Below are 2,681 nucleotides of genomic sequence, written 5' to 3'. Positions count from 1 at the left end.
CGCGGCGCCGCCGAGGCGTTGGCGTGTTCGGCCGACCCGGCGGGTGCGGTCCGTCGCCGTGCGGCGGCCGAGGCCGACCGCCACGTCACCTCCCGGCCCGCGCCGGACACGATGATGCGACTCTCCGCGCTGCTGCCCGTGAAGGACGGCGTCGCGCTGATCGCGGCGCTGCGGCTCGCCGCCGACCAGGCCCGCGCTGCCGGGGACGACCGCAACCGCGGCCTGGTCATGGCCGACACCCTCGTCGGCCGGGTCACCGGCCGCGACCCCCTCACCGACCCCGCGCCCGTCACCGTGGATGTCACCGTGCCGTTGGACGCGCTGCTCCCGGAGGGCTCCCACGGGGGGCAGGTGCCGCACGCGTTCGGGTGGGTCGACGGCTACGGCGAGATCCCCGCCGACCTCGCCCGCTCCCTGACCGCCGACGCCATCGAGACCCTGGGGGTGTTCCGGCGGATCCTCACCGACCCCGCCACCGGCCAGCTGGTCGCGATGGAGTCCGCTGCCCGCTGCTTTCCGATGCTGCTCGCGCTGCTGCTGCGCCGCCGCGACAGGTACTGCCGCAACCCCTGGTGCGGCGCTCCCATCCGCCACTCCGACCACGCCGTCCCCGCCGAGGAAGGCGGCCCGACGTCGGCCGACAACGGCCAAGGACTCTGCGAGGCCTGCAACTACGCCAAACAGGCCCCCGGATGGCGGTCCAAGACCCGCACCGACCCCGACGGCACCCACGTCGTCGAGACCACCACCCCCACCGGCCACACCTACGAAACCCGGCCACCCCCAGCACACCCACCCAGGCCACCGCGACCGACGCGGGAGTGACCCGAACCGGGTGACCGGCGGTCTCCCCGATTCAGGAAGTCGAGGACGCTCCTATGTCTCGTCAAGGCGTGGTGGGCGGTCCGGCTTCGAGGATTCGGTAGAGGTCGCGGGCGATGTAGCGCTTGAGGCAGCGGCGGATCTCGCGGGGGTTCTTGCCTTGGGTGGTGCGTCGTTCGGTGTAGGCGCGGGTGGTGGGGTCGTGGCGTTGGCGGGTGATGGTGATGGTGTGTAGGGCGCAGTTGAGGCGTCGGTCGCCGTAGCGGTTGAGGCGGTGGCGGGTGTGGATCTGGCCGCTGGTGGCTTCGATGGGGCTGACGCCGGCGAGCTTGGCGAACGCTGCTTCGGAGTGGATGCGTCCGGGGTGGGCCCAGGCGCACAGCACGGTCGCGGCGGTGATCGGCCCGACGCCGAACAGCTCCAGCAGGTCCGCGCGCCAGGCCTGGACCAGCGTCTTGATCTGCTTCTCCAGCAGCTCGGCTTCCTCGGTGAGGTCTTGGACGCGGCGGGCGAGCAGGCGTAGGCAGGCCACGGCGGTGGCGGTCTCGATGTCGGCCTGGGCCCATGCCGCGTTGGTGCGCAGCTTGGCTGCGGCGGTCACGAGCGGGATGGCGCTCAGTCCGCGTAGTCGGGCGCGGACGGGTTCGGGGGCGGTCATCACCGCTGAAGCCAGCTGGCGCCGGGCGTCGCCGGCGGCTTGGACCGCGGAGCGGCGTGCCATCAGCAGTGTCGCCAGCGACTGCCGGATCCGCGCGACCTCCCCATCAGGACCAGCCCCGCGGGTGGCGCCGCGGGGTGTGCCGACCCGGGCCCGTGACAGGGCCTCACGTCCGGCGCGGATCGCATCAGCCGGGTCGGACTTCACCCCGCCACGACGGTGTGCGCGTTCGGGGCGGTCGAGCTCGATCACGTACTCGCCCAGTGTGTCGAGGTGGACCGCGAGTCCACGGCCGTGGCTGGCGGTGCCCTCGATCGCCCACGCCCGCAACGCCCCATGGCGCTGGGCGAGGTCGTCGGCGAACTCGACGAGCTCGGCGTAGCCATCGGCGTCGGCCTCGATGCTGATCTCGGCGAGCACCGCGCCGGTGGCGGCGTCGATCGCGGCCGCCGCGTGGCTGTAGGTGTGGGTGTCGACACCGATCACGACGTCGACAACATCTGCGAGCTTGTCCACACTGGTCATGCGTTCTCCTTATGCCGGAAACGTGAAGGTTCCGGTCCCGGCGGAGCTCAGCAGGACTGTGATGAGACACGAACGGCGCGCGAACGCCAGACGGTCAAGCTCCTGATCAGGCCAGCACTCCGTCGAGGACCGGGGCCGACGACCAGCAGCGGACAAGTCCAAGCCCAGGCATCAAGCCAGTCTCGACAAGAGTCACACCGCCGGCCGTCGAACCCCACCCCACCACCACCGGCAGGGCCAAGAGAAGACTCACAGTCTCGACAGGCTCGACCGGCGGTGGTCGACGTCGTCCACGGTGCGTCAGGTGCGCAGACGTGCCGACTCGACGTCCACCTGCTGCGCAGACGTGCCGACTCGACCCCCACCTGCTGCGCAGACGTGCCGGCTCGGCGGGCTAGACCCGCACGTCGCGGTGCCAGGACTGGGTGCGGTACTTCGTCTCCCAGCCCATCGAGGTGTAGAGGCCGTCGGCGCCGGTGGGCGAGTCGGCGTCGACCTCGAGGCCCACTCGGTCGCGGCCGCGGCGGGCGGCGTCCGCGATCACCGTGCGGAGCAGGCCCTTGCCGACGCCCCTGCCGCGGGCGTTGCCGAGGACGCCGATGTAGTCGACGTACGACGCGTTCGGGGCGTCGTCGTTCTCGACCACGGTGCCCACCAGGGCGCCGGCCGGCTCCCA

General features: G+C 72.1%; 3 protein-coding genes. 1 reads left to right on the top strand and 2 read right to left on the bottom strand.

The features are described 5' to 3' along the window. A partial coding sequence (locus ACOJUF_RS14905; protein WP_420122616.1) for an HNH endonuclease occupies positions 1 to 825 on the top strand: 825 nt, incomplete at its 5' end. Between the two features lie 61 nt (positions 826 to 886). Here ACOJUF_RS14905 and ACOJUF_RS14900 read toward each other — a convergent pair. Further along, the gene (locus ACOJUF_RS14900; RefSeq protein ID WP_420122615.1) at positions 887 to 2,005 is read right to left on the bottom strand and encodes a transposase; all 1,119 of its coding nucleotides are present in this window, start codon (positions 2,003 to 2,005) and stop codon (positions 887 to 889) included. A gap of 394 nt (positions 2,006 to 2,399) precedes the next feature. Then, the coding region (locus tag ACOJUF_RS14895) for a GNAT family N-acetyltransferase (protein WP_420122614.1) at positions 2,400 to 2,681 on the bottom strand (282 nt) is incomplete at its 5' end.

The sequence above is a fragment of the Nakamurella sp. genome, from assembly GCF_048594475.1.
Taxonomy (GTDB): Bacteria; Actinomycetota; Actinomycetes; order Mycobacteriales; family Nakamurellaceae; genus Nakamurella.
Note: the sequence above shows the minus strand (reverse complement) of the source record. Positions and strands in the feature narration are given on the sequence as shown.